Annotated in this window: 1 protein-coding gene; it reads right to left on the bottom strand. The window is 47.6% G+C overall.

The features are described from left to right. The coding region (locus WKT20_RS18240) for a phage integrase SAM-like domain-containing protein (RefSeq protein ID WP_340417889.1) at positions 1-397 on the bottom strand (397 nt) is incomplete at both ends.

The raw sequence follows: 397 nt of genomic DNA, 5'->3' as shown, positions 1-397 counted from the left end.
GAAGTCCTCACGTGTCAATGCCTTTGGTGGATTCTCTTTCTTTTGAGGTAGCTTGAAGTGCATGAAATGATAACGCTCGGAGTGTCCTGCCTTGAAAGCTATTCGGCAGGTCTTCTTCAAGATGGCGAGATAGTGGCGAACTGTATCAAGTGCAAGACCTCTCTGGTCCAAGCAAAAGTCCATGTACTCACGGATAAACTGCTCGTCAAGCTCACCGAATGCCACATCGTCAGTTCCATAACGCTTCTTGACGAACAATGCCAATGTCAGGCGAGTGTACTGGTAGTTTGGAAGCGTGCCTTTCTTGTAGTCGATGCCGATTCTTGACTCAATGTCCGCAATGATGGCGTCAAGCTGCTTCAACAAGGTCATCTGAGTGTCTGCACTGCATTGAAAT

Source organism: Phocaeicola sp. ICN-14070 (genome assembly GCF_037892625.1).
Lineage (GTDB): Bacteria > Bacteroidota > Bacteroidia > Bacteroidales > Bacteroidaceae > Phocaeicola > Phocaeicola plebeius.
This window is presented reverse-complemented; position numbering and strand designations above follow the sequence as displayed.